The organism is Sporomusa sp. KB1 (assembly GCF_007830295.1).
In the GTDB taxonomy this organism is placed as follows: Bacteria; Bacillota; Negativicutes; order Sporomusales; family Sporomusaceae; genus Sporomusa.
Window position 1 is genome coordinate 5,112,213 of record NZ_VLKC01000002.1, and the last position, 25,187, is coordinate 5,137,399.

Genomic DNA, 25,187 nt, shown 5'->3' on the forward strand with positions numbered 1-25,187 from the left:
GACAGGGTCTTTTCTATTTTTACTTTTTTTCGAAACAGGACTTACCGATAAACTCGCGCAGTATAGAATTAGGGGGAATTTCATCATCTTCCACTGAATCAAAGTACACCAGAAAATTTAGTAACCGCCGTGCTTCAGAATACTCAGGATCTTGGCTGGTGATTTTTTGCAAAAGCGGCTCAGCATATTTTTTAAGCACCGCCAATTCATAAATAAGAGCTGAATTAAACATGAGATCAGCTTGTTCCTGGAAAGGAAAAATATTGCGTTCCTCACCACGCCGCACAGAATTCCACATCTTTAGTGTCATCAGCGCATCATGTGAGCGAAATTCGCTGTCACGAACAATCCTGCGAATAAGACGGGCATCGGTTGTCGGGATACGGTTATGACTGTCTATGGATAATTGTGTTAACGCACTAATATATATCTTTATTTTACAGTGACGGGGAACAGCACTTGTCAGGCGTTCATTTAAGCCATGAATACCTTCAATGATCAGCGGTTGACCTTTATCCACTTTAATCCGGTGCCCCCGGTGCTCCCGCTGCCCTGTCTTAAAGTTATAGGTAGGCATCTCCACTTCTTCTCCAGCTAAAATCCGGGCCAAATGAGAGTTGAACAATTGCAGGTCTATGGCTTCAATAGCCTCAAAATCATAGGCTCCCGTTTTATCAATCGGTGTCTTATCTCGATCAACAAAGTAGTCATCCAGGGAAATAGGTACAGGCCACACACCATTAACCCGTAGTTGAATATTAAGCCGTTGGGCAAAGGTTGTTTTACCGGAAGAAGAAGGTCCAGCTACCAAGATTACTCGCACATCGTTATGATGGGAAGCTGCAAAATCAGCAATCTGGGCAATTTTTTTCTCATGCAGTGCTTCGGCTACCCGGATAATATCGCTAAGCCCTCCCGCTTTCGTACACTCATTAAGAGTAGCCACATACCCGCACCGCAAGATCTTGCCCCACTCCTCGGCTTCCTGTAATACCTTAAACAACTTTGGATTCTCAATAAACTGTGGCAGTTTATTAGGATTTTCCTGTTCAGGGAGTCGCAGAATAATTCCTGGCGGATAATTTCTGAGCTCAAACACCTGCAAATAGCCTGTGGATGGTGTCATCGTCCCGTATAAATAGTCGTAAATCTGTCCACAATAGTAAATGTTTACCTTTTCTCTGTTAAGCTGCTCTAACAGACTGACCTTTTCCTTGCGTCCAGCTGCCTTAAATAATTCTATTGCCTCAGTTTTGAGCAGTGTTTTGCGGATAATGGGACGATCTTCAACTATAATTTGCCGCATCTGCTGCTCAAGTTGAGTAATATCCTCAGGCGTTACATCCCGCCCATGGTGCAACTCACAATATAAGCCTTTACTTAAAGAATGCTCCACTGTCACTTCACAACCGGGAAACAATTCTTGCGCAGCGACAATCATAACCAGCGTTATGCTGCGCTGATAAACCTTCATCCCATCACTGCTGCGAAGATCGATAAAGTCTACCCTACTATCTTGCTCTAACACACTTTGCAAATCTTTAATTTCGTTATTCACTTTGGCAGCCACTACTGGTGTAGTATACCTATGCGCAGCATCCCGGCTAAGTTCCAGCAGCGTAACACCTTTAGCATACTCACCCGTATGGCCGTTAGAAAACGTAATACGAATTTTCGCTGACATAAAAAGGCCCCCCTATCAGGATATACTTTCTTACACTATATTTAATTTATTCAACCATATTCCTCTAATTCCTGCAGCTATTACCCCAAACTAAACTAGACGTATACCGGAATCCATCCTCCCTACGGATAATGAATTCCAGTATACGTCTAATCACACTTGGTAGATTCATCACGTTCCTGTTACCCAATACTTTGACACTGAAGAAACTCACTTGACCGCAAAGCAGAGTTGACCATTTGTCTGCCTTTCTCCAAAAATAAGAATTGATCTCCTAACGCCTTGGCCTCTGAAAGATCATGGGTTACAAGAACAAAAGGAATATTCCAGATTTGTTGAATTTTTTTCAGTTCTGACTGTAATTCAAGCCGTGTATCACTATCAAGCGCTGACAAAGGTTCGTCCAGCAATAAAATAGCCGGCTCGGCCATCAGGGCACGCGCAAGAGCAACACGTTGCTTCTCCCCTCCTGATAACCTATCAATGAACCGCGTTGTCAGATGTTCTATACGCAGCAGCCCCAGCAGTCTTTCATAAAGTTCCTGCGACTTATTATCATATTGTTTAACACCATACCATATGTTTTCTCTTACATTCATATGGGGAAATAAGGCAAATTCCTGAAACATATATCCCACACGCCGAAATTGCGGTGGTACGAATGTTCTGTCCGTGGAAGAGAACAAAATGCGTTCATTATGAATAATGGTTCCTTCATCTGGGCGCAAAAGACCGGCAATCGCGCGTAAGATGGTTGTCTTACCTGCGCCCGAATGACCAAACAAAACCAAAATACTATCTTCAACAGTAAACTCAATGTTCAGCGTAAAATCTGCTAATCTTTTCTTTATCGTTACTTGCAGCACTTAGAACACACCCTTTACTGATTCTCCTAATATCATACCGTTTAGACCAACCAATAAGCGAAAAAGCAGCTTGCTGCTGGGTTTACGCTTGCTGCTGGTTTGGTGCCAACTGTTAGACAATACGCTCTTGACTGGCGTCTGAAACAATAGCAATAATTAAAATAAATATAAACTAACAAAACATAACATAATCCCTATGGTATTATTATAATATTTGTTGTATGATATTGGCAAGAGCTTGTTAATAAATTATTACAACTTTTTTATTGAGGTGCATACTTATGAGTGATACAACTGCTTACACCCCCGAAGAGGTCGCTAAGATCCTGAAAATTTCTCGTTTCACTGTCTATGAAATGATTAAGCGTGGCGATCTTGCAGCCTATCATATTGGACGGAAAGTCCGTGTCGAAGCACCGGATTTAGAAGTCTATATCCAAAGATCAAAGAGGAACAATATGCTTACCAAACAAAGCGCTGCCCAACCGCCAACAGATGACCCTGCTCCAGAACCCGACAGTTTTATTATCTGCGGGCAAGATATTGTGCTTGATATTCTGATACGGCACCTAGAAAAAGCCCTGCCTCACGTCCGCTGTTTTCGTAATTACTCTGGCAGCATCGACGGCTTATTAGCCCTTTATCGCGGGACTGCTAATATCGCTACTGCCCATTTGTGGGATAGCGACACTGATACGTACAATACTCCTTATGTACGTAGGTTTTTACCAGGACACCGGACGCAGGTCTACAATCTGGCCTATCGCAACACCGGTTTCTATGTTGCTAAAGGCAATCCGAAAAACATCAACAATTGGCAGGACTTAACCCGGCCTGACATAACACTTATCAACCGGGAACGAGGTTCCGGTTCAAGGGTCTTACTCGACGAAATGCTTCACGTTCTTGATATTGATTATCATCAGATCAAAGGCTACTCCAAAGAAGAAATGAGCCATTTGGCAGTCGCAAGCTGTATTGCCAGAGGCGAAGCCGATGTAGGTATCGGCATTGAAAAAGCCGCATTACAAGTAAATGATATTGAATTTATTTTTCAGAAAAAAGAGCGTTATGACCTTGTCCTTCGCAAGGAAGATATCGATAAACCACATTTTCAAGCTCTGCTGGACGTTATTCGTTCCGATACATTCCGTAACGAAGTGAGCGGCATGGGCGGTTATGATCTGTCCCAAACCGGTCAACTTATGGGCAATAGCTAAAACAAATGCGGCCATCTTTCCCCCATACAATACCGGGGAAAGATGGCCGTATGAAATTATTGCCAGTCTGTATACAGCGCTTACTATAATCTTTTCAATAGCCGGTAAGCAAGTATTGGTATTGACGCTTTTCTTACCGCCAAGCGCATACCGAATAAAACAAGGAACATTGCTCCCAAAACATGCATCATCCAAAAACCGGTACGAGGAAATTCCAATGTAGTATTCTTAAGTAAGTTGCGGTGACCACAATTCATGCGTATCAACCTCCTTCAGAAATAGTATTTCCCGCACCTTACTTAGCAAACATGTTTTATTTATCCACGACAGCCATGGTCTGAGCCATTTTGGCTGCCATACCGGTAATTTTAAATGACGGCACAGCACATACAGCAATGCGAATACCCTTGGCAAGCGGTACAGCAAAAATATGGTCTTCATGTAGCTTATCGCACACAGCATCAGGATTCTTAGCCGGAACAGTTAAGAAGAAACCTGCGATATATGGCAACATGTGCAGATTAGCCGCTTTGGCCTCACGGACAAAGATGTCCGAACGGTCACGGATCATATTGTAATATTCATTGCGTTCCTTTTCCACTTGTGCCAATATGGCTTTATCGTTATAAATGGTCGCTAAGAGCCGCATACAACCGCGGTTGATATTAGACCAGGTAGCTCGGCTGGTAAATTGGTTAATATCAGTAAATTCTTGGACGACATCCTTATTTTGGGAAATACTAATCATAGCACCGGTACGCTGCCCATACATAGTATACCCTTTGGACATACTAAAGCCCAAAATGATAAGCAAATTATCCGGTAAATTGCCAAACTTCTTCATAAAGGTACGGCACGCATTCTTCTCACCTGCATAATCAATATAAGCTATGTCCACTAGCAGAATCACGCGTTTGGATTGGTCTTTAGCCGCCGTTTTAAGAACCTCCAGCACGTTATCCCAGTCACTGTCGTTTAAGCTATAACCAGTAGGGTTATGGGCCGGAGTATTAATAATAGTCACTAAACTATCTTGTTTAGTCAAAAGTTCGTTGACTTTGCTTTCAAATGACTTACTATTGAAGTTTTGTTTTTCATCAAACAAAGTATATGTATCCAACTTGCGCAAGGCATCCTGGCATAATACCTTGTACGGGCCCCAGTACCAGTCAGAAGTTAGTAATGTATCACCAATCTCTGTATAATTCGCAATCGTGTGATGGATTACCCCTGAGCCACCAGACGTGGCTACCGCACTGGTATAAGCTTCAGGACGGTTATCACCAAAAGCTAAGGCCGTAGCAGCCTCTAAAAACTCAGGTAATCCAGCAATAGGTGCATAGTTAATGACTTCATTTATTGGTAGATTTCGATATACTTTTTCGACTGTAGGCAAACATACCAAAGCTTCCTTATCATCTAAAATTGCGCCAATAGTAGCGTTGACAACCTTATCTTTCCCATATTGAGCAGCATCCTTATTAGCTGCTGCTGAAGCTCCAAAGATTTTGTCAGTAGCAAATTTACCTTTTGCGTGTGTTGCGGCAAGACTTAATGTCATGCTTCTCTCCCCCTGTTTCATTCTAATTCAAGGATACATTTTATGCAGCATGCGCGGGAATGGAATAGTCTCGCGAATGTGCTCAAGACCGCATAACCAGGCAACTGTCCGTTCAAGGCCCAGTCCAAAACCGGAATGCGGTACTGTACCAAACCGTCTTAAATCCAGATACCACTCAAAGGCCTCTTGTGGCAACTTATGCTCGGCAATCCGCTGCTCTAGTAATGCCAAATCATCAATACGCTGACCGCCGCCAATGATTTCGCCATAGCCCTCAGGAGCTAACAGATCAGCGCCTAACACTACTTCAGGATTATCTGGATCAGGTTTCATATAAAAAGCTTTAATTGCTGTTGGATAACGGTGAACAAATACCGGCGCATTAAAGTGGCTGGAAATAATGGTCTCATGGGGCGCACCAAAATCATCTCCCCATGTAAATTCTTCACCTGCTTGTTTCAGGATTTCAACAGCCTCTGTATAGCTAATACGCGGAAACGGCAGCTTAATGGCCTTCAGCTTTTCAACATCCCGCTCCAGTGCTTTAAGCTCATTAGTGCATTTTTCCAGCACCCGTTCAATAACATAGCTAATCATTTCTTCTTGGAGTTTCATGGTATCATTAAGAGCAAAATAGGCCATTTCGGCCTCAATCATCCAAAATTCCAGCAGGTGCCGACGGGTCTTCGACTTCTCAGCCCGGAAAGTAGGACCAAAACAGTATATGCGTCCTAAAGCCATAGCATTAGCCTCATTATACAGTTGACCACTTTGCGATAAATAGCCTTTTTCGCCATGATAGTCAAGTTCAAATAAGTTAGTTGTACCTTCACAAGCTGCTGGTGTGATAATCGGCGCATCAGCCAAGACAAAATCACGTTCATAAAAAAAGTTTCTGAGCGCATGTTCAATCTCAGAACGAATACGTAACACAGCAGCCTGTCGTGGTGTACGAATCCAGAGATGTCGGTGTTCGGCCAGAAAATCCACACCATGCTCTTTATGGGTAATGGGATAATCTTCGGCAATACTGACAATCTCTAAGGCTGTGATTTGCATTTCATAGCCACCAATTGACCGTGGTTCCTCACGCACCAAGCCTGTTACTTTAACAGCGCTTTCCTGGGTTAGCTTTTTGGCCTCAGAAAACAGGACTTCGCCTGCTTCCTGCTTAACCACTACCCCTTGCATCAGCCCCGAGCCATCCCGGATAATAAGAAACGCTATTTTCCCGGAAGAGCGCTGATTATAAATCCATCCTTGTATAGTTACTTGCTTGCCAACATGGCAAGACAAATTTTTTATGAGTGCTATTTCCACCCAATGCCCTCCTTTCCAATACGTGCATCTAGGGTACAATGCTAGACACTAATAGGTTATATGGCTATTATGTACTTATTCTGGATATATCATTATTTTTCCTTTTAAAAATTGTTAATAATTGGTATTTTGAAAAAAAAGACAGTCCCTTGTCAGGACTGTCTTGCTTGATCCTTTGCTTTAATCAGGAAAGAAGCGGGAATGGATGGCATTTACAGCTTCTTTGACTCTATCTAATTCAATCAAACATGAAATACTGATTTCAGAAGTGCTAATAACCGCTATATTAATACCGGCATCAGCCAGCGCACCAAAGGTAGTAGCGGCAATGCCCGGGTTACCTAGCATGCCAGCACCAACTACTGATACTTTGGCTACATTCTCATCAATCATCAAGCCGCTAAATTCCATTTCCGTTTTCAGTCTCTCCAAAATTTTCTTAGCTTGGGGAGCATCGCCTTGGGCAATAGTAAATACCATGTCGATAATGTGTTTGTCCATAGCACGAACACTTTGAACAATCATGTCTACGTCAACATTGGCCTCTGCCAAGGTAGAGAATATCTTATAGGCAATTCCGGGCTGATCTGCTACTCCCAGCACAGCTATTTTTGCAACATTAGTATCATGTGTTACGCCACGAATGACAAACTCTTTTTCTTCCATAGTATATTCCTCCCTGATAAATGTACCTGGTTCCTGTGTAAACGTGGAGCGGACATGAATGGGCATATCATAATGCATACCTAATTCTACTGAACGTGGATGCATTACGCCGGCACCGAGCCGCGCCATTTCGAGCATTTCATTATATGTAATTTCTTTCATGCGCCTTGCAGTCGGCACAACTCTGGGATCAGACGAATAGATTCCATCAACATCAGTATAGATTTCGCAGTGGTCTGCCTTGAGGCCAGCTGCTACCGCCACTGCCGTAGTATCAGAACCACCCCGCCCTAAGGTAGTGATATCACCATTTTTAGTCAATCCCTGAAAACCTGCTACTACAACAATTTTACCGGCATTAAGTTCTTGCCGGACTCTGTCGGCAGCAATGCCAGTTATCTTTGCTTTGTTAAACATCTCATTGGTGGTAAAGCCAGCTTGAAAACCAGTCATAGATACTGCCTCATGCCCTAGCTTGGCAAAAGCCATGGCTAAAAGCGCAATCGATACTTGTTCGCCGGTTGCCAGAAGCATATCCATCTCTCGTCCAGTCGTCTGATCCGTAATCGCTTTCGCCAAACTTATTAAATCATCTGTAGTATCTCCCATTGCTGACACTACAACGACAATTTGATCATCAGGATTTTTTTCCTTTAATACCCGCCTGGCAACTGCTATAATTTTTTCCGGTGTAGCTACTGAGCTTCCGCCAAATTTTTTTACAATTAGTGCCATGCCTATCCCCCTTTATCTACGCTGCATATAATTAAGCATGGCAGTTTATATTCTCCATATAAATACAATATCCTTCTACAAGTGGACAAAACAGTAAACTTTTTTACTTCACTACATACACATTGATAAAAATTAAGCCTGCAAGGATAATCTCCCAACAGCCTTTAGTAACCAAAATAATACTATCTTCCTGATTGTAACACCACTCAGTAAAGTTCCGATAGGCGCCTTCCATATCCTGCCACAAAACAATGGTTCCAAAAATAGCAGCAAGCAATGCTACCAGCTTAAGACCAATTGTCTGAAAAGCAGCGCTAATGGCAATAAAATAACACGAAAGGGTCATCCAGGATAAAAACAGCAGCATAAGCGTTAAGCGGCGGGCAACTTTAGCCCCAACGTGTCTTCCCATCCTTAATAGCGTTAGTCTAACCAGACGACGGCCACAAAGTACCTGACCATTTTCATAACGTCTGTAACGCTGAGGAATGTCATAATTCCAAACAATAGAACAACAAGCCATGACTAATAGTAGTTTCTGCATACAATCAACCTCCCGGTACATTATAATGCAGTTCCCCCTGAAGTCCTCAGCTATATTATACCATTATTTAATTAATCGAACAATCAGACATTTATTTTCACTAATCCCCGCCACTGTATCTAGCTGTTTTTTTTACAGCCCTAATAGAAAGTTATACTTTTGCCAGGTATGCAAAAAGCCAGGAACTACTCCCTGGCCTCAAGAACATCTTATGTAATTATTCTACAGAAATAGTCTTAGTCCCTTCCCACAAACCATGAATATTACAATAGGCTTCAGCAACTAACGTACCGGAACCGCTAAGTTTAATTACTGCTTTACCGAAAGGTTCGGTATAGACCGGACCTTTATTAGCACCTTCAGTAGATTCACCGTGAGCTGCAAATTCAAAAGTAGCAACCTCAGAGGCAAATTTAGCGTTATCAGGCTTAAAGTAGAGTTTTATCCAACGAATATGGTGTTCTGTTGTATTCGGATGAGCAATTTCTTTACCAACACAAACCTCAACACTAACCTTTTCCCCTGCTTTACCTTTATCTGGTGCCTCAATTACCGGTACATGTTTCTCAGCTTTCCAATCAGCACTTTGTACTAAATCAGCAATTTTCATTGAATATTCCCCCTTGAAACTATGTAGCATCTATTGCCAATTATTTTAAGGATAATTATTCTCTATAAAAATTAGAATTTCTTTTATTGCTAACCTTTTTAAAATTCTTTTTTAGTATTGGCTATCCCTTATTGAAATATTCGCACCTTCAAACTTTTTATCTCTTGCTTGTCAATCTCTTCCCATTCAGGCGGACATAACATCTCTACAGGATAAAGTGTCAAGGAAGTATCACACTCATATATGGCTGCAAATGCCTGTAAAGCAGGAATAGCACTGCTAGCCCGATTAATAGAAGCAATCTCTTCTTTGGGAATTTTTACAGATAAAATACAATCGTCAGTTAGGTCATTTTTTACAATACCGGCCGCATATGCCTCCTGGAAAGACGGTATGTTTGCCAAAATAGTGGATACTACCTGCAAAATAATAGCACCACATAGCTCAAAATACTGCTTGTTAAACACCCGTGTATCTTTGTCCTGGAATTGAAGACGACCTGAGGGTAGCATTTCGCAAGTTTGTTTGGGAATAACCGCTTTGGATGGCAACCACACCTTAACGAAGGGAATATCCGCAAAAAAATCAATATCCACTTCAACAACTACCGGCAGTTTTAAATGACTCAAGACCTCGTCAAGTCTGGCCCTAACCGCGCCTGATGCTCCTGTCAGCAACTGTTGAATCAGTGCCAGCCGAGCGGTTTCTTTTACTTCATGCTGACGCCTCTTTTCTTCATAAACCAGTCTTTCCTGCTCGTTACGCCGCTCCATTTCTTCCCTGGCTTCCCGCTCGGCCTCTTTGATCGCATGATCCCGGTCTTTCCGGGTAAAGTGCAGTGATACTGCTGCCGCCACTCCCATCGCCACTGTAATTAAAAGAACAATAGGACTAAAGAAAATAACTAATATGACAAATAAAGAAATGATTATTGCAACCCTGATTCCCAGGGGATAAACATAGCTATCTTCTGTTTTGGTCACTGCTTTATCAATAAGATAACTATGGTCTGTTAAAACAAGCTCTGGGAATGGTTCCTGAACAAGCAACGGTTCATAGTCTGCCGGCTCATAACTAAATTTGCTGACAGCCGCTAATTTAAGCTCGTTGTCTTGATGCTGGATAAATTCCTTCCGCCAGCGCTCAAATTGTTCTTCACCCTTAAAATAGCGAACCTCAGCCCGTTCGTTATTCTTAATCTTGTTCTTTTCCCGCGGAGAAGTTGTCTTATCAGGCTGTAACGACATAGGTTGGCCTCCTTATTTATGAATTGTTATCCTGATTGTTTTACGCATAACAACGTAACAAAAGGCCAGTACTCCACCCAATGTAAAGAAGAACGCGACTGGCTTTACCATCATAATTTCCGAGCTGCCAATAAGGCTGAATAAAAGCGCCGTCATATAGGCTAAAAATAGTTCACCATAGCGTGGACTATTCACGCGTGGTGCAATAATTAGCCACACTAAAAAACCTATAAGAATTATATTACTGTTTTTCATGAACTCCATTGCTTGAAGCTTCACCTACCTAATTTCAAGAATAGCTCTATATTCGCTACTTATTACTTTTTTCCCTGCTTACCAACTATTTCCCTTTATTTTTTAGTTGATTATCGTTGAAATTGTTAACGGCTGTAACATTATGTTTTTGTACTTCATATATTGAAGTAGAACAGGTATATAAGAATTATAAGTTTTCCTATAGTAAATAAAGGAGGTCATTAATATTTATGGAAACCAAATATCCGCATTGGTATGGCCCTGAAGATAACATGTGCTGCGACTATCCCGACAAAGAAATGATGTGCTGCGATGATCATTTCATGGAAGAACCCATGTCTTACAAAATGCAACATGATAACTTTAAAGACCGGTTGCTTTGCTTTTTAGGTGACGAAGTCATCCTTGGTACTGACGCTGTGATTGACCGCAGAGGCTCCACTTTCTGTGGTACTGTCTGCTACATTGGTTGTGACTACATCATTGTCAATAGCACCCATTGCCATCGCTGTGTTTCACTGCATGTGCCTATTAAAATGATTCGTTTCATCGCTCCATTTAAAGGCCGTCGGTAACATTGCAAGCCTTGGCATTGGGAGATGATATACCATGAAAAAACTATTCAGCCGTCGCCCGTTAACTGTCGACCCTGCGCATATGATTACATTGCATCAAGAAGCCATTGAACAACTTGAGCTTATGAACACTGTCGTAGAAGCGTCAGAACATGCCAGTGATGGGATGCATGATACACTTACCCGGATGGCTGAAAACCACTGGGAAGCCTATTTGGATGTACTCCACATGATCTGCATGCATGAAGAAAGTTTTGCCGCCGTCATGAAAAAACACGGCTTTGCAACGCACGACAATGAACCTGTTGACACCGAGCAGCGACAATTCTTTGGCAGCCGCGCACTAATTATGGCACTCCTTTTAGGACTTATCCGCCGCCACCGGCGTTTTGCCTACTTCTACAGCTTACGGGCAAATCCCATGGGAGAGTATATCAAAGAATCTGTAGCTATGGAACGCGAACATATAGTAGAAATGATTGGTATGGTACAAAATATGATGTAATCCCACCATTCGTACAAGGAGGCAGCTTGCCTCCTGTATTTTTTAAAAGGATTTTTTTATTGACAATACGAATAATAGAATATAACCAGTTAGCACAAGGAGCCACTATGCCTGATTTTAAAGTACCTTCCTCCTGTCCTGTCCTGCCAGTAAAAGATTTTTTACGCCGACAGGCTGGATTATCATTAACACTATGGCGTAAAATAAAAAATAGTGGCAGTATTGTCATCAACACCCGCCCGGCAGCAATAAATGACCTAGTCTATCCTGGAGACATCATTACAGTTTCCTGGCCGAATAATTCCTCTATTACGCCGGAAAATCTGCCGCTTACTATTTTATATGAGGATGAGTGGCTGTTGGTGGTAGATAAGTCTGCCGGCATGCTTGTTCACCCAACCTCTGGTCAATCCTCCGGTACGCTTGGCAATGCTGTGCTGCATTATTATAGCACACATAACTACCTGTATGGCTTTCACCCTGTCAATCGCCTAGACCGCAATACCTCAGGTCTGGTACTAATCGCCAAACGGCCTGATATTCAGCATATGCTAAATCAAAACCTGCAGCATATAACTAAACAGTACCTGGCTATAACTGCAGCAGTTCCGAAACCGCCCCAGGGTGTAATTGATGTACCTATTGGCCGAAAACCAGGCAGTATTATTGAACGTGAGGTTCGCCCCGACGGTCAGCAGGCAATTACCCGTTATTCGGTCCTTGCCACCTTCAGCACTGCCTGTTTGCTCGGCATTACACTAGAAACAGGGCGTACCCATCAGATAAGAGTCCATTTAAGCCATATCGGCTGCCCCCTGCTAGGGGATGATTTATACGGCGGCTCTATCACCCTGCTTAACCGCCAAGCTCTCCATGCGGCAAAACTAATCTTACCGCATCCTATTACCAAGCAGCAACTTACGCTTGTCAGTCCACTGCCAGACGATCTCAGTAATTTTATAACCAACTTGGCGAGTAATTTATAACTAAATGTGCTATAATGTATACGAAATATGCTATACTATATGGGTTCCAAAAAATAGAGGAGGGATTTCAATGCCATTAGTCACTTCGAAAGAGATGTTTAAAAAAGCCTACGAGGGCCAGTATGCTGTTGGCGCGTTTAACGTCAACAATATGGAGATTATCCAGGGCATTGTTGACGCCGCCAAGGAAGAACAAGCTCCACTTATTCTCCAGGTATCGGCCGGCGCTCGTAAATATGCCAAACATATCTACCTGGTCAAACTGGTAGAAGCCGCCCTGGAAGACACCGGCTTACCCATTTGCTTACATCTAGATCATGGTGAAGACTTTGAAATTTGCAAATCCTGCATTGATGGCGGGTTTTCTTCAGTAATGATTGACGGCTCTAAACTACCGTTTGAAGAAAATATTGCGCTTACTAAAAAAGTAGTAGACTACGCCCATGAACGCGGTGTTGTCGTTGAAGCAGAACTTGGCCGTCTGGCTGGTGTTGAAGATGCGATTAAAGTCAACACAAAGGACGCTACATATACTGATCCTGATCAAGCTGTCGAGTTTGTAAAAAGCACCGGTGTCGACTCTTTAGCCATTGCTATCGGCACAAGTCATGGCGCTTATAAATTCAAAGGTGAGTGCAAACTGGACTTCGACCGCCTTGAAACCATTTCTAAACTTCTACCTGACTACCCACTGGTACTGCATGGCGCTTCGACCGTACTGCCTGAATTTGTAGGAAAATGCAATGACTTTGGCGGACAAATTAAAGGCGCTCAAGGTGTACCTGAGGATATGCTGCTCAGAGCCGGAAAACTGGGAGTATGCAAAATTAACATTGATACCGACCTCCGCCTTGCCATGACCGCTTCCATCAGAGAACACTTTGCGAAAAACCCCTCCGACTTTGACCCGCGTCAATACCTCAAACCAGCCCGTGCAGCCATTAAAAGCATGGTTCAACATAAGATCCGCAATGTCTTAAATTGTAGCAACCGCCTTTAAAATCACGGCATATAAATTCTATAATAGGAAAAAATAATAATAAGCCTATTATAGAAAGGGGATTTCTCATGGACGCTAACAATGTCAATTTTGCTACTTTGTCTACTAATGAACTTGATACCATTAAAAAGTTTGAACAAGAGTTTGCCGCTAAATACGGTAATAACATCTTGCTGCTAGCCTTTAAGCAAAAATAAGTAAAATCATTCAGCCTAGCTGGATAAAAACTAAGTCGCCCATTGGGCGACTTAGTTTTTATTCTATAAAATTCTCCGTTTGTCTGCAAAAATCCTCAAAAGTATTATTTGTAAAACGGATATCTGTCCCTAAAAAGCGCAGATATCGTTCTTTTTCTTCATCCAGCTTTTCCGCTTTTTTGCCAGGATAATTATTAATCACCGTTATCTTTAGCTTATCAGTCCGGTTGGTCTGAATTCGCTTTATTAGATACTTAATATGCATATCAGCATCAGGAAACGAATACCCACAAAAAATGAGATGCCCAATATCATTAAGGCTCATTTCCGTTTTATGCCAAACAATAGTTAAAAAACTATTAGACATATCTTTAAAAAACGTTGGCGGCACAATCACAGGAGTTCTCACTGATTGGCATTGGGAGCATCGTGCCTGAGAAGGATCTGTTAACAGATTAAGAATACCCTGTTGCTGATCAATTAATTTCACTGAATTACAGGTAGGACAATAAGACCAGTTCAGCGATCCATGCACTTTATAAAGAGTTACTAGCGACACGCTTTGGGGAAGTGATAACAAACCAGCTTTTTTCCTATCCGCAGTAAATTCAATCCCGTAATCGATTGCAATACTGTCTCTAAAAGATAACGCCCGGTCAATCAGAATATCATAATTAGTTGATATAAATATTGTGTCTCTTAGACAGCCAAATTCATTCAAGCGTTCAACCAATTCACGGTGAAATCCCCGGACAACTGAAGTTTTATCTTCCAGTACTCCAGCCATTAGCAGTACTAGATACTGCCTAATATAACCTATTCGATTAGAATTTTGGGCAAGATTCTCAAGATCAAAATTTTTAAAAGACTGGCGCTTGCGCACTGCCAAATCTAAAAGACCAATCGCCTCCTCAAAAGTTGGAAAATGAATCTTATCCAAATCATCCTGAAGCACATCAATATAAAACATTTGTTTAAAGTACGCCCTTAGCTCTTGTACCAGCGTACAGTCACTATAGTTATTTTCTGCGCGGAGTGCTGTAAAATATTTTTTGAAAATCATACTTTGTACTGGTGCTCCCTCCGCCGCAGAAGCACCGCCGCCTAAAAAAATTGCTGTCTTCCTCATACAAATTTTTATTCTTCCCGAGCTGCATCAAAGTATACAAAAAAGAATCGCATATCATGCGATTCTTTTTTACTGGTCGGAGCGGCAGGATTCGAACCTGCGGCCCCCTGGTCCCAAGCCAGGTACTCTACCAAACTGAGCCACGCCCCGATTGTATATTAGGTAACCAAATCGTACGTGCATGCAAAAAAACTGCATTTCCGTTACAAACTGTCATCTTATTGCGAAGATTATTATAACCTGCCAGACCTCGTTTGGCAATACCTTTTCTTAGAAAACATTTTATAATGAGCATAACAAGTATTGCGAATGCGACCATTACGGACATTGCCTCAAATGTTGACACCATACCACCCCCTCATACCCCTTCAGGTTGGAAGACGGCCTGCAGTCTATGACGGTATTCCCGCGCGCCCTTCCCACGGCAAAACCACTTGGCGATTTTCCAAACTCGAAAATTGCGTTATAATGAAGACTGTACAAAAACAAGCGGTCGGCTGCGCAGGCACCGATCGGCGAAAAAGAACGCGCAATGGGGGAAATAATATGGCGGTTACGGCCAGATTGCTCAAAAACGGCTACATTTATACAATGAGCCCCGAAGAGACCGTAGCGGAAGCCATCGCCATCGGCCGGGACGGCAATCTCCTGTTTGTCGGCGATAACGCGGCCGCCGAAACGTTTTGCGGTAAGGACACCGTGGTTACCGATCTGGCCGGCCGGCTTGTCCTTCCGGGATTTTCCGACAACCATACCCATGCCGGCGCAGCGGCGACCAAGTTCACCGGCATCTACTTAGGTGAAGTAAAGACGGTACCGGAATATCTGGACATCATCCGCTCCTTTGCGAAAGGCAAGGCCAATGCTCAGGCACCCTTTATCACCGGCAGCAATTGGGAACAGGCCGTCTTTCAGGAATACAACCGCCAGACCTATGGTATTTCACCCGACATCAATCTGGGTCCGAGCCGCTTCCTCCTTGATGAGACTTTGCGGGGAACCCCGCTGGCAAACGTGCCCGTCAAGCTCTATTCGAGCGATCTTCACTGCGCCTGGTACAACAGTGTGGCCATCGAGCTGTCTCAAGGGAAAGGCTTCGACATCGGCGGCGGTATCACCGAAAACAGGGGCAGCGACATTATCACCCGGGTTCCCCCGGATGTTACCGGCCAATATCACGGCGTAGATTTTTCCCGCTACTGCGGACAGCCCTGGGGCGTATTCCGAGAAGCGGCCACCGGCTACATAGACGCCTATATGCCGCCGGTGCCTGCCGCGACGAAACGGCAGCAGGCGGCTGCGGGGCTGCGGGGCTTTATCCGGGAGATGCACTCGTACGGAGTGACGCTGCTGCAGGATATCCTCATTACGCCGCTTACAGAGAATGCCCATGTCGACGCTATGTACCAGGCTCTGAAAACCGGCCGGGAACACATGCTGTGGCGGGTGTCCCTCTTCGGCGATGTGAAGAACCCCGCCCGGACCGTCCGGGAATTTCGCACCGCGCAGCGCCGCTATGCCGGCGTGGAAGAATTCGGCATCTTTTCCGTCAAACTATTTGCCGACGCCACCCTAAAGGGCATGTATGTCCTGGAACCGTTCGCCGATGACCCGGACAACCCGGCCAATACCGGCTGCCTGTATAATAACGTGTCCCCGGAAACGTTCAAAGAATGTATCGCGGCGCTGCACCGGGAAAACATACCGGTACATATCCACGCTATGGGCGACCGGGCGGTGAAAGAATGCCTGGACGGTCTGGAAGAAGCCTGCACGAAGTACGACAGAAAAAATCTCCGCCACACCCTCACCCACCTCCTGCTGGCCCGGACGGAAGACATCCGGCGCATGGCCAAGCTGAACGTAGTCGCCTCGCTCAACTCCTACTGGCATTATCAAGAACCCTTCTACTATGAGGAAATATTCATCCCCCTCCTTGGCCCCCAGCGGGCTGACGCCGCTTTTCCGGCCAATCGCTTTTTGGCCGAAAACGTCTTGGCCTGCATGGCCACCGACGGCACCGTCAGCGAAAAGCCGGCGCCGCTCTGGGGCATCGAAATCGCCGTCACCCGCAATGCGCCGGGGGCCGTTAACAACAGTCGGCTGCACAACCCGCCTGAGCGCCTGTCACGCCGCCAGGCGATTGCCATGTGCACCATCAACGGCGCGCGGGCGCTGGGACTGGACGGCATCACCGGCTCCCTGGAGACCGGCAAGCGGGCCGATATGGTCATCCTGGACAAAAACATTTTGACCATCCCCGCGCACGAAATTCATTCGACAGAAATCCTGGAAACCATCGGTAAAGGCAAAACCCTGTACGCCGCCCCTCGCTGAAGCGGGTGCTCACCGTACGGCAGCTCGTGTGGTTCGGCCTTTCCTACCTGGCTCCCATCGGCGTGTTCACCCAGTTCGGCGTCATGACCGGCCTGACCCATGGCATGACCACCCTGTCGTACATCACAGCCATGGTGGTCATCCTGCTTACCGCCCTCAGCTACGTCAAGCTGGTATCCGTGTTCCCGGTTGCCGGTTCCGCCTATACCTATGTGCAGCGCGCCGTCAACCCCCACATCGGCTTTATTACAGGCTGGATGCTGCTCTTAGACTACCTCCTGCTGCCCATGATCTGCATCCTGCTGCTGGGGCTGTTTCTGAACAGGGAATGTCCGGCATTGCCGGTATGGGCCTGGATACTCCTCAGCATTGCCATCGTCGGCCTGATCAACATCCGGGGCATTGAACCGACGATTACCGTCAATACCTGGACCGTCCTGCTCCAGGCCGGCTTCTCCTTGTTGTTCCTCTTCGTAGTGGTCAGGCTCATCCTGGCCGGCGGCGGGGCGGGAACCTTCTTTTCCTGGGAGGCCGTCTACAATCCGTCGGAATTTCACGCGGACGCCTTTCTCCTGTCGGTGGGAACCCTGACCCTCGCCTTTCTCGGCTTTGATGCGGTGACCACCCTGGCGGAAGAAACCCTGCAGCCGGAAACCAGCGTGGGGCGCGCCCTGCTGTTAGTTTGCCTCTTAGCCGGCGGCTTTTTCATCCTGATCTCCTATCTGTGCCAAATCGCCTGGCCCTCCGGCTGGCAGGAAATCGCCGACCCCAATACCGGCTTTTTTGAAGTCGCGTTGAAACTTCGGGCCAACTACATGCAGCCGCTGTATTTCTGGATCGGCAATCTGGCCAGCCTGACCTGCGCCATAGCGGCCCAGGCCGCAGTGGCCCGCCTCCTCTTCAGCATGGGCCGGGACGGCGCCCTGCCCAAAAAGATTTTCGCCTATGTCCATCCCCGCTTTCAAACCCCGGTCTGTGCCATTTTGCTCGCATCTGGCCTGTCGCTGACAGCCATCCTCTATAGCGACAGCCTCCTGGACGTCATGGCTCTCATCAGCTTCGGCGCCCTGGCCGGCTTTAGTATGGTCAATATCGCCGTCATTTTTCACTTTTATCTCAGGGAAAAGCGGCGCTCCCTCGCAGCTGCCATTGAGTATCTGTTCGTCCCGCTCCTTGGCGCCAGCCTGTGCCTGTACTTTCTGTTTCATCTGCCAGCACAGGCGAAACTGCTGGGCCTGCTGTGGCTCGGACTGGGCGCGTTCTATCTGGCAGTCATCACCCGTGGCTTCCGCAGACCGCCGCCCGGCCTGAAACTGAAATAAACCGGAGCTAACAGACAACCAAGAAGAAACGTGACAGGCAAAATAACAAAAACGTTGTACCTGTTACAGCTTATATTGTACATTGTACCTGCCGGCCGCCCCGGACCACACCGACAGGCAGCCGCGCAGATTGTGAGGTGTGTGAAATATATACGGAAAGCATTTCTTTTGACGATACATCACCAGTGGTCCTGAATGTCTGCCACATCGACGAATATCCCCTGCACTGTCACGAGGACGCGATTGAAATCATTTTTGTCCTCCAAGGCACGGTACAGGTAAAAATAAGCTTTGAACACTTTACCCTGAGCGAAGGCGATTACGTCGTCGTCAACCGGGAAGACTCGCATAAAATCTGGCGGCAGAACGCAGATGATAATATGGTCGCGATCTTTCATATCAGTCTCAAATCCTACCGCGCCTCGTTTCCCCACATTGATTACGTCATCTTTGCCTGCGAATCCTTTGATCTTGCCAAATATAAAGGCCAGACCGGCCAGCTCCGCCGGCTGCTGCTCAAACTGATGGACAGCCTGCTGCGGGGAGGGGACAAGGCAGGCGAAACGGCGGCGGACATGACCGCCAGCCTCATGCAGGCACTGGTCGGGGAATATTCCCTGGAACGGTATTACAATCGCAGTTGGGACATCAGCGCCGACAAGTTGGCGATATATTACACCATCATCCAACATATCTATGAAAACTACCATGACAAAAACCTCCTGCAAGACATCTCCCGCCGTAAGTTCTATTCCAAGTCTTACATCTCTCATCTGTTCAGAGATGTAGGTGCCGCCAGCTTTCAGGATATCCTGGGCTATATCCGGGTGTTCCGGGCGGAACGTCTGCTGCTGGAGACCGACTGCGGCATCACCATGATCTCCGAACGGTGCGGCTTCTCCGATATCAAGTATTTCAACCGGACTTTCAAAAAATGGTTTCTGCTAAAGCCCTCCGAGTACCGCAAAATCTATCAGCCGGAAATCGGTAAGGATATCCGGGCAGCCACAGCGGTTGACGGCAAAGTGGCGGACAAAATCCATCATTGGCAAAACCTGGGGGACGACACTACTGAATATAAGGTCAGCATCACACCGATTACGCTGAAAAACATCGGGTCCAAAACCGATCTCCTAAACTGCCTGAACCAAGACGGTGCTTTAGACGAACCTGGCGGCGAAACTGGCCGGGGAGAGTCCGGCAGTACCTATATGATTATAAGAATCGGTGAGAACGGCAACCCGGAGCATACGAAGAAACTGCTGGAAAACCTGTTCCGCGACTTTCAGAACAAGGCAGCCAGCGACCTCGAATATTGGTTCATCAAATAAAATCAAAACCACCTGTCCCACGGGAACGGGTGGTTTTCTCTCCCCTATAAGGGGCAGTTACCGACCAGCGCCTAAAGACGCTGGCTTTTAATTTCCTCTTTTCTGTCACTTGGCGAACTATCCCTGTTGTTCGGGCTCTTTGTCTACCCTTTTCTCCGCCAGCCTGACAACACCTGCAGCTTCCGGCGGATTTTGTTTCAGCACGCCGGCCTTGATGAGCTGCTTAATGATGTTTTCCTGAACGGAAAAAGACTGAACAAAGCCATCGAGCGGCATAATAATCCGCTTGCTGATATCAACGACCGGCTGGCCGTTGTCGCTTTTGAGATGAGGCTGCACCGTCATCAAGTCGATACGGACAAGATTGCCGGTCACGTGGACGGCACTGATGCCGTCGGCGAAGATTTCCTGGTTCATGGGTTGCCTCCTGTTGTTTTATTTTACCTGCTTACTCTGTAATACTGCGTCCGGCACAGATTCCCCTTGCGGTTCCGGTGCCGGATACGTTGTTCCTACTGCGCCGTATCGCTCATCAGCAGATAGCCGCCGGTATTAATGCCTGTGCCAACAATGGTCAGCGGCGCCGCGCTGCCGGAGGCGCCGGCCTGGTAGCCGCTGGCTCCTCCCAGGCCATACGGCTGGCCGTATGGCTTGAGCGGGCCGTGAAGGCCGTTAGCCATATGATCGGCGTAACTGACCGCGCCGTCATAGGCAGGATTAGTGAACGATTGTACCGTCAATACGCCATCGGCGTAGATAATGTTGTAATTGCCAAGGCCGCTGCCGCTGGCGCCGCCGGCGGTAATGGTGTATTTACCGGCCTTGGCGGTGGCGTCGGCGCCGCTGCTGGTCAGAACGACGCTGGTTACGCTGTCGCCCGTTACCAGGCCGTTGACACCGAAGGCGGTCGTCCCGAGATCCAGGCTCTTCCCGTAGGTTTTCGACTGATTTGACGCCGTGATTGTCAGGTCCGCCCGGGCAATCGTCAGCGTGCCGGTCGTGTTGCCGCTGGTAGAAATTTCATAGTTGCCGGCTGCTGTGCCGCTCAGGCCGCTTACCGATTCGGTGTAGGTTCCGGCTGCCGTGTTATAGGCCAGCGTCACTGCCTGGTTGCTGCTGTTAGTCAGCCCTGCCGTACTGGTTACCTTGCTTTCGTCGCCGCTGACCAGGCCATTTAGTGTCACAGTACCGGTAGAAGCCAGGGTGCCGTAGGTGCCAGTGGCGTTAGCCACGTTGTAGGTGATGGTTTTGGGATTGATCGTCAGCGTTCCTGTCGTGTTGCCGGAGCCGGCCAGCACATAGTTGCCGGATGCTGTGCCGGTCAGGGCATTCACCGACTCGGTATAGCCTCCTACCGCCGTGTTATACACCAGCGTCACCGCCTGATTACTGCTGTTAGTTAGTGCCACCGTGCCTGATACCGCATTTTCGTCGCCGCTGACCAGGCCAGTCAGTGTCACCGCGCCGGTGGAGGCCATGGTACCATAAGTGCCAGTGGCGTTAGCCACGTTGTAGGTGATGGTTTTGGAATTGATCGTCAGCGTTCCTGTCGTGTTGCCGGAGCCGGCCAGCACATAGTTGCCGGACGCTGTGCCGGTCAGACCGCTTACCGACTCGGTATAGCCTCCTACCGCCGTGTTATACACCAGCGTCACTGCCTGGTTACTGCTGTTAGTTAGTGCCACCGTGCCTGATACCACATTTTCGTCGCCGCTGACCAGGCCACTCAGTGTCACCGCTCCGGTAGTGGTCAGGGTTCCGTAGGTACCAGACGCGTCAGCCACGCTGTATGTAATGGTTTTTTTGGCAATCGTCAGCGTGCCGTTCGTGTTGCCGCTGGCAGACAATTCATAGTTGCCGGCTGCCGTGCCGGTCAGGCCGCTTACCGATTCGGTGTAGCTTCCGGCTGCTGTGTTATACGCCAGGGTTACCGCATTATTGCTGTTGTCGGTTAGTGCCACTGTGCCGGTTACGGCGCCAGCGTCGCCGCTGACCAGACCAGTCAGTGTCACCGTCGGTGCGGCCAGTGTTCCATAGGTACTAGCGGCGTCAGCCACGCTGTAGGTGATGGCTTGCTTGGCAATCGTCAGCGTGCCGTTGACATAGGTAATATCATAGCCCTGCTGTGAAGAATACAAGCCGGTGCCGGAAACGATATAGGTGCCGGCGTTTTTCGCCTCGCCAGCGGTGTTGGTGGCCTGATCGGTATAGGTATAGGACAAAGTTCCTAAGAGTAAGGCACTGTCAGGCGTCACCGAATAGCTGGCCGTTGCGCCGGTGTAGGCGCTGCCGTCATAGGTCGTGCTGCTGCCGGCCACCGTGACGGTCAGCGGCGTCAAAAAGTTCCGGAGCAGCGGGGTAGTGCAGCCGGCGTAAATGCGCCAGACGGCGCTGCTGCCGCCGGTGGCGGAGATGTCGTTGCCCCAGTCGCTGAAAGTGGCAGGGTCTGTAAGCTCCTCCAGCGTTTTGCCGGTGCCGTAGCTACTGTAGCCGCTACCGGAATTGATGGCAGCTCCGGTTTCATCGGTGGTGGCATAATAGGAAGCGGTAATGGTGGCACTGTTATGCCCCACCAGACCGCCAACGTAGGCGGTGCCGATCACCGCGCCCGTACTGTAGCTGTTTTTGATAGTGCCGTAGTCGTTCATCCCCACCAGCCCGCCGATGAAGCTACTGCCCTTCACTGCGCCCGTGCTGTAACTGTTTTTGATACTGCCTGTGTTACCACCCGACAGTCCGCCGACATAGTTGTTACCGGTCACCGTGCTCGTGCTGTAGCTGTTCGTGATACTGCTGCTGCTGCCAGAGGAACGTCCCACCAGCCCGCCGACATAGTTACCGCTGCCGGTCACCTCGCCCGTACTGTAGCTGTTCGTGATACTGCCGCCGTAGTTATCCCCCACCAGCCCGCCGACATAGTTACCGCTGCCGATCACCGCGCCCGTACTGTAGCTGTTTTTGATAGTGCCGTCGTTTACCCCCACCAGCCCGCCGATGAAGCTACTGCCCTTCACTGCGCCCGTGCTGTAGCTGTTCGTGATACTGCCGCCGTAGTTATCCCCCACCAATCCGCCGGTATAGTTGTTGCCGGTCACGCTGCCGCCGATCAGCCCCACGCTGCTGATGATCGCCGTACTGCTGGTATAGCCGAACAGGCCGACGAAATCGGTAGACGGCCGGTAGACGGTCAGGCCCGTAATGGTATGGCCGCCGCCGTCAAAGCTGCCGGTGAAACGTGTGCTGTAGTTGCCGATGGGCGCGAAACCCGCGCCGCTGTTCCAGGTTACCGTGCCACTGGCGTCGATGGTATTGGCCAGCGTGTAATAGTTGCCCAGCATGCCGGCTGAGCCGATGCCCTGCAGGCCGTATACGTCGGCGATCTGATAAGCGGTGCCGGCACTGGTGCCGTTGCCGCCAAGGGCTCGGATAAAGGTGCCGCCGCTGATGCGAAAGTCTTTGGCGTAGAAGCTCGACAGGCTGCTGCTGATTTCCCGCCAGGTGCCGCTTTGCAGGGTAAACGTGCCGACGCTGATACTGCTGCCAGCCGCCGGCGTGATGATGCCGGTTGTTGTGCCGTCGCCGCTGCCGAAGATGTTGGCCGCCAGCGTCAGGCCGCCATTTGTCGCGGTAATAGCGGAGTTGAGGTAGATGTTGTTTTGAGCCGACAGCGTCAAGGTATTGCTGCTGTCCCAGCTCATCGGGGCGCTGACGGTGATGTCTCCTGTCCCTATGCCGTCGGTGGCCAGGGTAATGTTATTGGAACCAAGTTCAGTAACCAACTCGTCGACATTCTTAACATTGCCGCCGGTAGCTCCGGTACTGATGGTATATTCTCCCGGGTCCAGAAGCAGGCTGCCGGTCTGGCCGTTGACCGCTGTCGTATCGGTATGGCCCTGATACACCAGTGTCCTTTTACCCGAGGTCTCCACACTGCCGCCATTGCCGGATACACTGCCGCCTTTGGCAGTAATAGTACCGGCAAAATTGGTTGTATCGTTAGCCCACACTACAACGGTGCCGCCGTTGCCGCTGGTTATGGCATCGGCGTTGATGGTAGCGCCAGTTTGTACCGTCGTATTGGTGGCAGCGTATTCGCTGCTGCCGCCCTGGTACGCCCCACCGATGAGCGTGATGCCGCCAGCGGCGTCGCCGGATACGTCGATGGTTGAGCCGGTTTTAAGAGTGACGGTGTCGCCCAGCAGCTTGACCGTGCCGCCGGTCTGGCCTGCTGCTTTGCCGGAAGCATCCAGAGTGCCGCTATTGGTTACCGTATTGCCCTCCAAGCGGATGACGCCGTTTACGTTGTTCACGCTTTGCGCCCGGATAACGCCGCTATTGTTGACAACGGTATTGAGGAGCGTGTCCTTAGTACCGGCGCTCATGAGCACCAAACCGCCGCTGGCGGTGATGGTGCCGTTATTCGTAGCGCTGCCGTTCAGCGCGCCAGTGTCGACAGTGACGCTTAAGAGACTGTCGCCGCTAAAGTCGAGGCTGACCTTGCTGCCTGCCGCCAAACCGGTTACTTTGGCAGCAATGACGCCTTCATTGGCTGCTTTGGAACCGATGAGCACCGCTTCATTAGTCGCGGTTATCGTGCCCTGGTTGACCACACTGCCGGCGCTGCCGTCGGTTTGCCAGGTATAGTTGCCGTTTAGAAAATCGCTGTCGCTGATATTCAAAGTGGAAGCCACCAGGCCGCCGACGTTGACCGACGAGCCTGGAGCAAAGAGTACGCCGTTGGGGTTAATAAGGTAGACTTTGCCGTTAGCGTTCAGGCTGCCGTAGATGTTTGACGCATCACTGCCGACGACTCGGTTTAAGGCTACCGAGCTGGCGTTTGGTTGAATGAAGTTCACCGTCTCGCCTTTGTCGATGGAAAAGCTTTGCCAGTTAATAACGGCTTTATTGGTCGTTTGGTTAACTGTCATAGTTGAGCCGCTGCTTGCTATGGCCGCGCTGCCGCTCACCACCGTGCCGCCGGCGGGATTGGCCAGAGCCGGGCTGTAGGCCGATACGAACAGCAGCCCCGCTGCTACCGGCGGCAGTATAGCTTTGGTCAGGCGCTGCCAGCGCCGTTTCCATTTTCGTTGCATATTG

General features: G+C 48.1%; 22 protein-coding genes and 1 tRNA gene. 9 read left to right on the forward strand and 14 right to left on the reverse strand.

The window, feature by feature from the left end:
* Positions 1 to 19: 19 nt before the first annotated feature.
* Together SALPA_RS27515 and SALPA_RS27520 are read right to left on the reverse strand one after the other, a co-directional pair.
* Positions 20 to 1,684, reverse strand: coding sequence for a nucleoside kinase (locus SALPA_RS27515; RefSeq protein ID WP_145101530.1), 1,665 nt, complete (start codon positions 1,682 to 1,684; stop codon positions 20 to 22).
* A 182-nt stretch (positions 1,685 to 1,866) separates the two neighbouring features.
* The gene (locus SALPA_RS27520; protein ID WP_145101532.1) at positions 1,867 to 2,550 is read right to left on the reverse strand and encodes an ATP-binding cassette domain-containing protein; all 684 of its coding nucleotides are present in this window, start codon (positions 2,548 to 2,550) and stop codon (positions 1,867 to 1,869) included.
* Between the two features lie 266 nt (positions 2,551 to 2,816).
* Between SALPA_RS27520 and SALPA_RS27525 the strand changes: the two genes are divergently transcribed.
* Positions 2,817 to 3,770, forward strand: a complete 954-nt coding sequence (locus SALPA_RS27525; RefSeq protein ID WP_255451388.1) for a helix-turn-helix transcriptional regulator — start codon at positions 2,817 to 2,819, stop codon at positions 3,768 to 3,770.
* A gap of 83 nt (positions 3,771 to 3,853) precedes the next feature.
* Here the strand turns inward: SALPA_RS27525 and SALPA_RS29340 are convergent, their stop codons facing one another.
* The 8 genes from SALPA_RS29340 to SALPA_RS27560 form a co-directional block, all read right to left on the reverse strand.
* Complete coding sequence (locus SALPA_RS29340; protein WP_186451253.1) at positions 3,854 to 4,027, reverse strand: hypothetical protein; 174 nt, start codon at positions 4,025 to 4,027, stop codon at positions 3,854 to 3,856.
* Positions 4,028 to 4,083: 56 nt separating this feature from the next.
* On the reverse strand, positions 4,084 to 5,331 hold the full coding sequence (locus tag SALPA_RS27530; protein WP_145101535.1) for a pyridoxal phosphate-dependent aminotransferase: 1,248 nt from the start codon (positions 5,329 to 5,331) through the stop codon (positions 4,084 to 4,086).
* 27 nt (positions 5,332 to 5,358) lie between these two features.
* Complete coding sequence (gene asnS, locus SALPA_RS27535) at positions 5,359 to 6,651, reverse strand: asparagine--tRNA ligase (RefSeq protein ID WP_145101538.1); 1,293 nt, start codon at positions 6,649 to 6,651, stop codon at positions 5,359 to 5,361.
* 180 nt (positions 6,652 to 6,831) lie between these two features.
* A complete protein-coding gene (locus SALPA_RS27540) occupies positions 6,832 to 8,052 on the reverse strand; it encodes an aspartate kinase (protein ID WP_145101539.1) in 1,221 nt (406 codons plus the stop codon).
* 103 nt (positions 8,053 to 8,155) lie between these two features.
* Positions 8,156 to 8,596 carry a hypothetical protein gene (locus tag SALPA_RS27545; RefSeq protein ID WP_145101541.1) on the reverse strand — a complete coding sequence of 147 codons (441 nt, stop codon included), beginning with the start codon at positions 8,594 to 8,596 and terminating at the stop codon, positions 8,156 to 8,158.
* Positions 8,597 to 8,813: 217 nt separating this feature from the next.
* Positions 8,814 to 9,206: a class II SORL domain-containing protein gene (locus SALPA_RS27550; protein ID WP_145101543.1), complete on the reverse strand. Its 393-nt coding sequence runs from the start codon at positions 9,204 to 9,206 to the stop codon at positions 8,814 to 8,816.
* Between the two features lie 128 nt (positions 9,207 to 9,334).
* A complete protein-coding gene (locus SALPA_RS27555) occupies positions 9,335 to 10,453 on the reverse strand; it encodes a hypothetical protein (RefSeq protein WP_145101545.1) in 1,119 nt (372 codons plus the stop codon).
* A 12-nt stretch (positions 10,454 to 10,465) separates the two neighbouring features.
* The gene (locus SALPA_RS27560; protein WP_255451389.1) at positions 10,466 to 10,732 is read right to left on the reverse strand and encodes a hypothetical protein; all 267 of its coding nucleotides are present in this window, start codon (positions 10,730 to 10,732) and stop codon (positions 10,466 to 10,468) included.
* Between the two features lie 206 nt (positions 10,733 to 10,938).
* On the opposite strand from SALPA_RS27560, the gene SALPA_RS27565 reads away from it, so the two are divergent.
* From SALPA_RS27565 to SALPA_RS31750, 5 genes are all read left to right on the forward strand, one after another.
* A complete protein-coding gene (locus tag SALPA_RS27565) occupies positions 10,939 to 11,283 on the forward strand; it encodes a hypothetical protein (RefSeq protein ID WP_021170192.1) in 345 nt (114 codons plus the stop codon).
* A gap of 34 nt (positions 11,284 to 11,317) precedes the next feature.
* Positions 11,318 to 11,788: a hypothetical protein gene (locus SALPA_RS29345; protein ID WP_186451254.1), complete on the forward strand. Its 471-nt coding sequence runs from the start codon at positions 11,318 to 11,320 to the stop codon at positions 11,786 to 11,788.
* A gap of 59 nt (positions 11,789 to 11,847) precedes the next feature.
* Positions 11,848 to 12,774, forward strand: coding sequence for an RluA family pseudouridine synthase (locus SALPA_RS27575; RefSeq protein ID WP_255451390.1), 927 nt, complete (start codon positions 11,848 to 11,850; stop codon positions 12,772 to 12,774).
* A 70-nt stretch (positions 12,775 to 12,844) separates the two neighbouring features.
* Positions 12,845 to 13,774 (forward strand): class II fructose-1,6-bisphosphate aldolase, encoded by a 930-nt coding sequence (gene fba, locus SALPA_RS27580; RefSeq protein ID WP_145101549.1) that lies wholly within the window; start codon positions 12,845 to 12,847, stop codon positions 13,772 to 13,774.
* A gap of 68 nt (positions 13,775 to 13,842) precedes the next feature.
* Positions 13,843 to 13,971: a hypothetical protein gene (locus SALPA_RS31750; RefSeq protein ID WP_255451391.1), complete on the forward strand. Its 129-nt coding sequence runs from the start codon at positions 13,843 to 13,845 to the stop codon at positions 13,969 to 13,971.
* A 58-nt stretch (positions 13,972 to 14,029) separates the two neighbouring features.
* Here SALPA_RS31750 and SALPA_RS27585 read toward each other — a convergent pair whose 3' ends face one another.
* Positions 14,030 to 15,100 (reverse strand): SIR2 family protein, encoded by a 1,071-nt coding sequence (locus SALPA_RS27585; protein ID WP_145101551.1) that lies wholly within the window; start codon positions 15,098 to 15,100, stop codon positions 14,030 to 14,032.
* Between the two features lie 73 nt (positions 15,101 to 15,173).
* Positions 15,174 to 15,250, reverse strand: a tRNA-Pro gene (locus tag SALPA_RS27590).
* A 396-nt stretch (positions 15,251 to 15,646) separates the two neighbouring features.
* Here SALPA_RS27590 and SALPA_RS27595 point away from each other — a divergent pair.
* From SALPA_RS27595 to SALPA_RS27605, 3 genes are all read left to right on the forward strand, one after another.
* Positions 15,647 to 17,437 carry an amidohydrolase gene (locus SALPA_RS27595; protein WP_186451255.1) on the forward strand — a complete coding sequence of 597 codons (1,791 nt, stop codon included), beginning with the start codon at positions 15,647 to 15,649 and terminating at the stop codon, positions 17,435 to 17,437.
* A gap of 5 nt (positions 17,438 to 17,442) precedes the next feature.
* Positions 17,443 to 18,759, forward strand: coding sequence for an APC family permease (locus SALPA_RS27600; protein WP_186451256.1), 1,317 nt, complete (start codon positions 17,443 to 17,445; stop codon positions 18,757 to 18,759).
* Positions 18,760 to 18,944: 185 nt separating this feature from the next.
* A complete protein-coding gene (locus SALPA_RS27605) occupies positions 18,945 to 20,090 on the forward strand; it encodes a helix-turn-helix domain-containing protein (RefSeq protein ID WP_222428143.1) in 1,146 nt (381 codons plus the stop codon).
* A 117-nt stretch (positions 20,091 to 20,207) separates the two neighbouring features.
* Here SALPA_RS27605 and SALPA_RS27610 read toward each other — a convergent pair whose 3' ends face one another.
* Both SALPA_RS27610 and SALPA_RS27615 read right to left on the reverse strand, forming a co-directional pair.
* Positions 20,208 to 20,507 (reverse strand): hypothetical protein, encoded by a 300-nt coding sequence (locus tag SALPA_RS27610; RefSeq protein WP_145101559.1) that lies wholly within the window; start codon positions 20,505 to 20,507, stop codon positions 20,208 to 20,210.
* Between the two features lie 95 nt (positions 20,508 to 20,602).
* Positions 20,603 to 25,183, reverse strand: coding sequence for an S-layer family protein (locus SALPA_RS27615; RefSeq protein ID WP_145101560.1), 4,581 nt, complete (start codon positions 25,181 to 25,183; stop codon positions 20,603 to 20,605).
* Positions 25,184 to 25,187: the final 4 nt, after the last annotated feature.

What these genes read in the sequence shown, in the direction of transcription:
- SALPA_RS31750 (WP_255451391.1), top strand. Translation starts at nt 13,843, where the DNA reads ATGGACGCTAACAATGTCAATTTTGCTACTTTGTCTACTAATGAACTT.
- SALPA_RS27530 (WP_145101535.1), bottom strand. Translation starts at nt 5,331, where the DNA reads ATGACATTAAGTCTTGCCGCAACACACGCAAAAGGTAAATTTGCTACT.
- SALPA_RS27615 (WP_145101560.1), bottom strand. Translation starts at nt 25,183, where the DNA reads ATGCAACGAAAATGGAAACGGCGCTGGCAGCGCCTGACCAAAGCTATA.
- SALPA_RS27545 (WP_145101541.1), bottom strand. Translation starts at nt 8,596, where the DNA reads ATGCAGAAACTACTATTAGTCATGGCTTGTTGTTCTATTGTTTGGAAT.
- SALPA_RS27555 (WP_145101545.1), bottom strand. Translation starts at nt 10,453, where the DNA reads ATGTCGTTACAGCCTGATAAGACAACTTCTCCGCGGGAAAAGAACAAG.
- fba (WP_145101549.1), top strand. Translation starts at nt 12,845, where the DNA reads ATGCCATTAGTCACTTCGAAAGAGATGTTTAAAAAAGCCTACGAGGGC.
- SALPA_RS27565 (WP_021170192.1), top strand. Translation starts at nt 10,939, where the DNA reads ATGGAAACCAAATATCCGCATTGGTATGGCCCTGAAGATAACATGTGC.
- SALPA_RS29345 (WP_186451254.1), top strand. Translation starts at nt 11,318, where the DNA reads ATGAAAAAACTATTCAGCCGTCGCCCGTTAACTGTCGACCCTGCGCAT.
- SALPA_RS29340 (WP_186451253.1), bottom strand. Translation starts at nt 4,027, where the DNA reads ATGAATTGTGGTCACCGCAACTTACTTAAGAATACTACATTGGAATTT.
- SALPA_RS27595 (WP_186451255.1), top strand. Translation starts at nt 15,647, where the DNA reads ATGGCGGTTACGGCCAGATTGCTCAAAAACGGCTACATTTATACAATG.
- SALPA_RS27540 (WP_145101539.1), bottom strand. Translation starts at nt 8,052, where the DNA reads ATGGCACTAATTGTAAAAAAATTTGGCGGAAGCTCAGTAGCTACACCG.
- SALPA_RS27585 (WP_145101551.1), bottom strand. Translation starts at nt 15,100, where the DNA reads ATGAGGAAGACAGCAATTTTTTTAGGCGGCGGTGCTTCTGCGGCGGAG.
- SALPA_RS27550 (WP_145101543.1), bottom strand. Translation starts at nt 9,206, where the DNA reads ATGAAAATTGCTGATTTAGTACAAAGTGCTGATTGGAAAGCTGAGAAA.
- SALPA_RS27610 (WP_145101559.1), bottom strand. Translation starts at nt 20,507, where the DNA reads ATGAACCAGGAAATCTTCGCCGACGGCATCAGTGCCGTCCACGTGACC.
- SALPA_RS27515 (WP_145101530.1), bottom strand. Translation starts at nt 1,684, where the DNA reads ATGTCAGCGAAAATTCGTATTACGTTTTCTAACGGCCATACGGGTGAG.